The organism is Chthoniobacter sp. (assembly GCF_040003245.1).
Taxonomy (GTDB): domain Bacteria; phylum Verrucomicrobiota; class Verrucomicrobiia; order Chthoniobacterales; family Chthoniobacteraceae; genus Chthoniobacter.
This window is the reverse complement of sequence record NZ_JBDUCX010000291.1, coordinates 1-7846: the sequence shown is the minus strand read 5'-3', so window position 1 is coordinate 7846 and position 7846 is coordinate 1. Positions and strand designations below refer to the sequence as shown.

Below are 7846 nucleotides of genomic sequence, written 5' to 3'. Positions count from 1 at the left end.
CCCGCCTTAACGTAACTGCTGATTCCTTCCGATTCGTGTGATTTGTGTGATTCGCTGGCCAAATTCCCCCGTCTCTAAAACTTATGTCCCCCCGCGCCCTGCTTTCCATCGTCGTCTTGCTTTGTGCTGTGCCACTCCGAGCAGAGGATGCCGATGGCTTCACGCCGCTGTTCAACGGTCGCGACCTCACCGGCTGGGTGCGCGTGAATGGCGCCGAGGACACCTTCACCGTCCGGGACGGAATGATCATCGATACCGGCCTGCCCATTGGCGTGATGCGCTCGGCGCGGATGTACGAAAACTTCGTCCTCGAGTTCGACTGGCAGCACATGGTTTCCGGCGGCAATAGCGGCTGCTTCGCGTGGAGCGATGGACTGCCGCATGTCGGCGGGCCCTTTCCGCGCGGTATCGAAGTCCAGGTGCTCGACCCCGGTTTCGGCGCGCTGCACAAGGGAGAAAACGAGTGGTTCACCTGCCAGGGCGACCTCTTTCCGGTGCAGGGTGCGACCATGACGCCGTTTGGCCGCATCTCGAAAACGGGCGCCCGCAGCTTTCCCATCGAGGACCGCACCAAGCCGTCGCCGGAATGGAACCACTACCATCTCGTCGCGGATCGCGGCGAACTGCGGCTCTCGATCAACGGCAAGGAAGTCACCGTCGGCAAGGACTGCGTGCCGCGGCGCGGCTACCTCAGCCTCGAAGCCGAGGGCAGCGAGGCGCATTTCAAAAACCTGCGCATCAAGGAACTGCCGTCCTCGAATACGCCGCCGGAGCAAAGTGCGAACGCCTACGAGGGATTCCACCCGCTGTTCAGCGGGAAGGATTTCGCCGGCTGGAAGTTCAACGACGCGATGAGCGCGGTGTGGAGCGCGCGCGGCTCGCATTTCGTGACCAAGGCCGGCGTGCCGGGCGGCGGCTTCGATTTATGGAGCGGGAAAAGCTATCGCGACTTCGTGCTTTGCGTGGACTGGCGGCTGACGAAAAAGGCGGAGATGAAGGCGCTGCCGACTTTCACCGAGGACGGCCTTTATGTGCGCGACGCGCAGGGCGAGATTGTCCGGAAAGAGATCCCCGACGCGGGCGACAGCGGGATTCACCTCCGCGGAAGTCCAAACTACCAGGTGAACATCTGGAGCCAGCCCATGGGGTCCGGCGACATCCAGGAGTTGCACAAGGACGAGAAAATCCCCGCCGAGTTGCGGCGCGCGATGTTGCCCAAAGTGAAAGCCGATGCGCCATTCGGTAAATGGAACCGCTTCTTCATCACGCTGAAAGGCGACCGTGTGACCGTGGTGCTGAATGATCAGACGGTGATCGACAACGCGCAACTCCCCGGCATCCCCGCCGAGGGTCCGATCGCGCTGCAGTACCACGGCGACGAAGTGGAGTTTGCCAACGTGTTTATCTCTGAACTGTAGCCGCGCTGCATCCCCTTATAGAGTCAGGGGAAAAACGCGGAGACGCAGAGGCGCGGAGGGAGAAGAAGAGACAATCAGACAGGGAGACAATGGGACAATCGGATGGCGCTGTCTCCCGGTCTCATTATCCGATTGTCTCATTGTCTTTTCCTCCCTCCGCGCCTCTGCGTCTCTGCGTTTTAATCACCTAACCGTCCAATCAGGAGGGATTCTCCCTTGTCGGGAGCACGAGGCGTCCTACATTGCCCGCCCGAATGTTACCTGCCCTCCAAGATGCTGCGTGGAAGTTTATGCGCGGACTACCCGCCGCCATGCAGCAGCGCGGCGAGGATTATTTCGCCCGCGGCATGGTGCGGCGCGTCCGCGACATTCCCGGGGAGAACGGCTTCCAGGCGGAGGTCCAGGGCACGGAGACGTATCTCACCGAAGTGATCTTCGATCCCAGCGAAAGCGCCTGGTATGGCCTGTGCAGTTGCCCGGTGGAGGAAGATTGCAAGCACGCCTACGCCCTGATGCGCACGGTACTGTCCGACGGCACGAAATCCAGCCCGCCCACGGCGAAGGCGGCGCCCAAGGGAAAAAAGCCCCCGCTGGAGGGATTCGCCGCCAAGCTGGCCACGGCGCTGGGGCGCGATTTGATGGCCACGGAGGCGGCCTTCGTCGCGCGGTTGGAGACGCTTTTCGCCCAGGCGCGCACGCGGGGCAGCTTGCAGCGCAACGATCTGGTGGCGCTGGGCCTGGCGGACGCCGGCGACGGCTCGGAGCGCCTGGATGTCTGGCCTAGCCTGCCGGAGGACGTGCACGATTTCTGGCTGCACATCGTCTGTTATTTGCAGGAGCAGGGCAGTGCGGTGCCGGACTTCATGGTCCCGCTCAGCGATGCGGGACCGCTCGCCGAGCGGCTGGAGAAGTGGCGGCGCGGACGCACCGTGGACCGCTGGAAACGACTGCTGGCGAACTTGCAGGCGCCCGTGCGGCCCGCGCCGACGGACCTGGGCGACCTGCGGCTGCGTTTTGAAAGTGACGGCGCGGTCGTGGAATGGCGGCGCGCCGGCGGCGAAGAATTCGAGCCCATCCGGCCCGCGAAATTCGCCGAGCTGGGTACGGCCCTGTTGCCGGCCGATTTTGCCCCGGAGGCCGCGCTGCTATATGCGCTGCTCGCGGCCCGCGCGAAACTCGGCGCCGGCCCGAAACTGCTCTACGTGGAGACCGGTGCGGCCTCGCTCATCGACCAGCTCGCGCGGCTGCCCTGGCTCGCGAACCGCCTGGTGGACAAGGAAGGTCGTCCGCTGGCCCGGCCCGCCGAGCCGTTGCGCTGGCAGCTCGCTCCCGCGCCGGATGCGCATGAAGACTACCGCCTCCAACTCGTGCAGCCCGATGGCGCGCCGGCCGGTGAATGCCCCCTCGTGCTCACGGGACAACCCACGCTCTACCTCACCGCACATGCGCTCTGGGACGGGCCCCCGGTCGATGTCCACGCGCTCAATCCCTCAGCCGAGACCCGCATCCCGGCCCCGGCGCTGGAGTCGGTGGATGGCGCGCGCTTCTTGCACAGTCTCGACCTGGATCTGCCCCCGGCCCTGCGCGACCGCGTGCGCATCGTGCGGCTGCGGCCCCGGCTGCGCTGCGAGTTGCAGCCGACCTATGCCGGGGCGAAGACCGAGATCTGCGTGATCGAGGTGCTCGGCGAAAGCAGCGAAGGCGGCGCCGTGCTCCATTACACGCCGCACGGCTGGATGAGCCGCTCGGATCCCATGGCGCCGTCCGCGCCGGAAGGCGAAGTCGATGGCCGCCTCATCGGGCACGACGATTCGCTGCTCCAGGCCGTGCCGTCGCTGCTGGAGGCGCTGGCGCCGAAATGGGATTCTCTCGATCGCCATTGGTTCGTCAAAGTCTCGCGCAAGTTTACCGACACCTTCGTCCCCTGGCTGCGCTCCCTGCCGCGAAACGAAATCGAGGTCGAGCTGCGCGGCGCGCTGGCGTCCTTTCTCGATGCCCCGCTCGCCGGCTCGTTGCGGCTGGATGTGCAGTCGTCGGATGTCGATTGGTTCGACCTGCGCGTGGTGCTGGAGGTGACCGACCTCGAGCTCACCCCGGAGGAGATCAAGGCACTGCTCGATGCCGGCGGCAAATGGGTGCGGCTCGGCGCCAAGGGCTGGCGGCGCCTGGAGTTCCAGCTTTCCGCCGAGGACGAGGAAGAGCTCTCGCGCCTGGGGCTGAATCCGCGCGAATTTTCCAGTGCCCCGCAGCGCCTGCACGCGCTCCAGCTTGCGGACAAGGCGGCGGCGCGCTTCCTGCCGGAGGCGCAGTACGAGGCCGTAGTACGTCGCGTGGCGGAGTTGCAGGCGCGGGTCACGCCGGATGTCCCCGCGGGCATTCAGGCCGAACTGCGGCCCTACCAGCGCGAAGGCTTTCATTTTCTCGCCTACCTCACCGCGAATCGTTTCGGCGGCATTCTCGCCGACGACATGGGCCTCGGCAAAACGCTGCAAACACTCACCTGGCTGCTCTGGTTGCGCGCCCAGCCCGAGGGGGCGCGGCCCTCGCTCGTCGTCTGCCCGAAGAGCGTGACCGACAACTGGCGCGCGGAGGTGGAGCACTTCGCTCCGGGCCTGCGCGTGCGCGTGTGGCCGAGCGGCGGAGTGGAGAATTTTCCCGCGGAAATCAAGAGCGCGGATTTGCATGTCATCAACTACGCGCAGCTCCGCAGCATCGGCGATGCGTTGGCCAAGAAGGAATTCCTCGCGGTGATCCTCGACGAGGGGCAGTTCATCAAGAACCCGACCTCGATCACGGCGCGGCTGGCCATCGGCTTGCGCGCCGCGCACCGGCTCGTCCTGACCGGCACGCCGATCGAGAACCGGCTGCTCGACTTATGGAGCCTCATGGCCTTTGCCATGCCCGGCGCGCTCGGGCCGCGCGCGGAATTTGCCCGGCTCTACGACGCCAAGGATGACCCGCACGCCCGCCGCCGGCTCAGTGCGCGGGTGCGCCCGTTCGTCTTGCGCCGCACGAAATCGCAGGTGGCGAAAGATCTGCCGGATCGCATCGAGGAGGACCTTTTCTGCGAGCTGGAGGGCGAGCAAAAGACGCTCTACCGCGCGGAATTGAAGCGCGCGCAGCTTCTGCTGATGGGCGTGCACACCCCGCAGGAACTCGCCAAGAACCGCTTCCATGTCCTGACCTCGCTGCTGCGCTTGCGGCAGATTTGCTGCGATCCGCGCCTCATCAAGCCCGCGTCCAAGTCGGTCGGCGCGAAGTTGGAGGCGCTGGTCGACCAGCTCGAACCCCTCATGGAGGAAGGCCAGAAGGTGCTCGTGTTTTCGCAGTTCGTGGAAATGCTCGGCCTCATCCGCACCACCCTCGCCGAGCGCGGCTGGCCGATTTTCTACCTCGCGGGCGACACGGAAAACCGCGGCGAACTGGTCCGCAATTTTCAGTCCGCGCCGGGCTCCGCCATTTTCCTTATCTCGCTCAAGGCGGGCGGCTTCGGGCTCAATCTCACCGCCGCGAGTTACGTTGTGCTGTTCGATCCGTGGTGGAATCCCGCCGTGGAAAACCAGGCCATCGACCGTACCCACCGCATCGGGCAGGTGAACAAGGTCATTGCCTACCGCTTGCTGGTGAAGGACAGCGTGGAGGGTAAAATTCGCGCCTTGCAAAAGACGAAGCGCGCCCTGGCCGACGATGTCCTCGGCGAAGAACAATTCGCGCAAAGCCTGACCCTGGACGAACTGCGGTCGGTCTTCGCGGATTAGGGTGTGCTAACGATTCACGGGTGAGGCAGCGAGCCGGAGGGCCAAAGGCCCGCCCACAAGCCAGCCCAGGGCAAAGCGAGTCTGCGAGAGTCGCCCTGGGTCTCGCGTCGAAGAAGCGCCCAGCCCCAACGTGGGCGTTACAAGCTCTGATCGACCGAACCACACGCGAATTTGTTCCGCCCTTTCAGGGCTGACGCTCGTGTATTCGGGCACCCAGGGCGTTGCCTTGGGCTGGCTTGTTTCAGGCCTTTGGCCTGCCACTCCACAATCCCCTTCGGGACGTGCCTTTGGCGTCTCCCAGTGAAATTTTCCGCAATGGAGCCAATGGAACCAATGGAGCAATGCACATTTTCCGCGGAGTTATGCGACACTTCCCCGCATGAACTTCATCTCGATTACTCCACCCAAACGGGTGAAAAGCACCCGGTCGCCCCAACCCTCCGCCTCCAGTCGCCGCCCGCCACCCCAATGGTCACCGGCAGGGTCCCGGAAATGACCAGTCCAGAGTATCCGAGCGGAGCGAGAAGCCGCGCGAAGCGCCCGCAGGGCGGCGACGGCGGTCGCCGGCAATCGTGCCTAATCGTGCCTAATCGTGCCTCGATTTTTTCCGTCTCTGTGCTCGGATACGAAGCGGTTCGCTCCAGCGCATGGTTAGGCTACGTCATTGCGGCCTTTTGGGCTTTCCGGACACTGGTGTCGCACCATTAAAGTCCAGTCCGGTGTAGCTGTTGTAATCATCCGAAAATGTGATTCTGGCTGTCTGATTGTTCATTCGGAAGGTGACTTTGTGAAGGTCCACAATCGTGTAGTGTGCTACCCACGAGTTGTTGGTGACCTTTCCACTCGGTCCGAAGCTGAGCGTCTGAGGTTGTTCACTCGGGCGCTCCCATGACCAAGGTTGCGCGCAAAGAAACGCTCGAAGTTGATCGTTGTTCTTGGGGGAGGCAACCTGACCCGTTGCTGCAATTGCTGGGGTCTGTCCGCAGGCGTTGATAGCAAAGGCTGCCGTCGCCACGACGGCAATGACTGTTAATGCTGTTGTTTTCATTTGTTCGTGTTCTTTCTTCGGGGGAGCGTCCGAGCGGCCTAGTTGGCGGCCTGAAGTTCTTTCAATTGACGGATTGGCACCGCGCAGGGGAGAGAACCAATGGCGTGCCGCAGTTTCATTCTCGCTTAGCAGACCAGCCATCCGAGCGCAACGCTAGCCGATTCGGTTGCAGGCTTCCATCGGTCGGCGGGACTGGAGGAGCGTCAGGGATGCCGGTTTTAAATTGTAGGTGAATCAAGCCGAATCAAGGTGAATCAAGGTGCGCGAAATTGGGCTGCGTTACTCGGAGATCCGTGTCTGAGGCTGACCAAGTTCAAGCAGTGCCGGGCGAAGAAAAGGAGGCCGCTTTAAGGTGCCTTAAGCCCAGTTAAGGCGATTTAAGGTGAGAGTTTTTTTGCGAGGCTTGATCCGCCGATCAGGCAACGCCCGCCGAGGCCGTTATTGCTCCCCCGGCGGCACTTCATCCGCCTTGGTCACGACTTCGAATCCGCGCCGGTTCTTTTCCGTGCGCGGCTCGAAGTTTTCCCATACGAGGCGCATTTGCGTAGGAGAGAGGATCTGCCATTCCTTGCGGTTGGGCTTGGTGACGAGCGAGCCTTCGTAGCTCTGGAGGCGGGGGAGCTTGGCCCCGTGCCAGGCGAGGTCGTCGATCTTGAGGCCGTCCTTCAGGGTGACGTCGGCTTGCAGACGGCCGATGGTGCCCTGCCAGACGCCGCCCGTGGCCGTGGTGTAGTAATAGAAGTGGATGCCGTAGACCTGCGAGCCGCTCTCGGTCCGGTAGTGCCGCTCGACGGTGACGTCCTGCCCCGGGGGAAAGGTGACCTCCAGCGCGTGCCAGGCCATGAGGCCGGTGGTCTTGTCCGGCTTTTCGACCGGGGTGTCGATCTCGTCGATTTCCTTCACCCAGCCGTAGCGCAGCTTCGACTTCTGCTCCACGCCGTTGACCCGCGTGCGCATGCCGTGGAGCACGCCGGAAAGGGGCGTCTCCTGCTCGATGGCGAAAATCTTCTCGCCCTTCGGATCGCGCCGCCGCGCTTCAATCTGCGCGGCGCCGATATCCGGAAAGCCGACGATCTGGACGGCGGGTGCGTCCTTCTTTGTATTGCGGAAAACGAACTTGGCATCGACTTCGGTCCACTTCTTCCCGAACGCGATGTGCAGTTCCTCGCTCTGCATGCGGACGACGCTCTCCGGCCCACGCAGCCCGCCGACGGGTGAGGGCCCGTAGCCGCCTTCGTTGAGCGCGGTGTCGTTGGCCGAGAGCCGCAGAGTGCCTAGGAAGAGCGTGGCAGCGAGGAAGGCGGGGGCGTGCATCGGTTTCTAGGACAAGCGCACGAGATCGCGCAGAAATTGGAACCAAATGAAAATCATCCCGCGCCAGGAGTAGCGGATTTCGCCGGCCGCGTTTTGCTTGAGCACGCCGGCGGCGATGTTGTGTTTGATCTGGGCCCGCAGGTCCTTTTGGATCTCCGCCTGGATCTGCTCGGCGTCCAGGTCCTCCAGATCGTTGAGCCGCACGCGGTTCATATTCAGGAACTCGCGATGGCTCTCGTAGATTTGCAGGAAGGTCTGGTCGCCGCGCAGGCGGTTCACACGCCATTGCGGGACGAGCTTGAGGCTGT

The 7846-nt window shown here is 63.5% G+C and carries 5 protein-coding genes; 2 read left to right on the top strand and 3 right to left on the bottom strand.

The window, feature by feature from the left end:
• The first annotated feature begins 83 nt into the window (after positions 1–83).
• Together ABJF10_RS27225 and ABJF10_RS27220 are read left to right on the top strand one after the other, a co-directional pair.
• On the top strand, positions 84–1418 hold the full coding sequence (locus tag ABJF10_RS27225) for a DUF1080 domain-containing protein (protein WP_348547775.1): 1335 nt from the start codon (positions 84–86) through the stop codon (positions 1416–1418).
• A 290-nt stretch (positions 1419–1708) separates the two neighbouring features.
• Complete coding sequence (locus tag ABJF10_RS27220; RefSeq protein WP_348547774.1) at positions 1709–5176, top strand: DEAD/DEAH box helicase; 3468 nt, start codon at positions 1709–1711, stop codon at positions 5174–5176.
• 661 nt (positions 5177–5837) lie between these two features.
• Here the strand turns inward: ABJF10_RS27220 and ABJF10_RS27215 are convergent.
• The 3 genes from ABJF10_RS27215 to ABJF10_RS27205 form a co-directional block, all read right to left on the bottom strand.
• Positions 5838–6365, bottom strand: a complete 528-nt coding sequence (locus ABJF10_RS27215; protein WP_348547773.1) for a hypothetical protein — start codon at positions 6363–6365, stop codon at positions 5838–5840.
• 297 nt (positions 6366–6662) lie between these two features.
• On the bottom strand, positions 6663–7538 hold the full coding sequence (locus ABJF10_RS27210) for a hypothetical protein (RefSeq protein WP_348547772.1): 876 nt from the start codon (positions 7536–7538) through the stop codon (positions 6663–6665).
• Between the two features lie 6 nt (positions 7539–7544).
• Positions 7545–7846 (bottom strand): hypothetical protein (locus ABJF10_RS27205; protein ID WP_348547771.1); only part of this gene is annotated, 302 nt, incomplete at its 5' end.

Excerpts from the sequence above, each read along its gene's own strand:
- ABJF10_RS27215 (WP_348547773.1), bottom strand. The coding sequence starts at position 6,365 with ATGGCTGGTCTGCTAAGCGAGAATGAAACTGCGGCACGCCATTGGTTC.
- ABJF10_RS27225 (WP_348547775.1), top strand. The coding sequence starts at position 84 with ATGTCCCCCCGCGCCCTGCTTTCCATCGTCGTCTTGCTTTGTGCTGTG.
- ABJF10_RS27220 (WP_348547774.1), top strand. The coding sequence starts at position 1,709 with ATGCGCGGACTACCCGCCGCCATGCAGCAGCGCGGCGAGGATTATTTC.
- ABJF10_RS27210 (WP_348547772.1), bottom strand. The coding sequence starts at position 7,538 with ATGCACGCCCCCGCCTTCCTCGCTGCCACGCTCTTCCTAGGCACTCTG.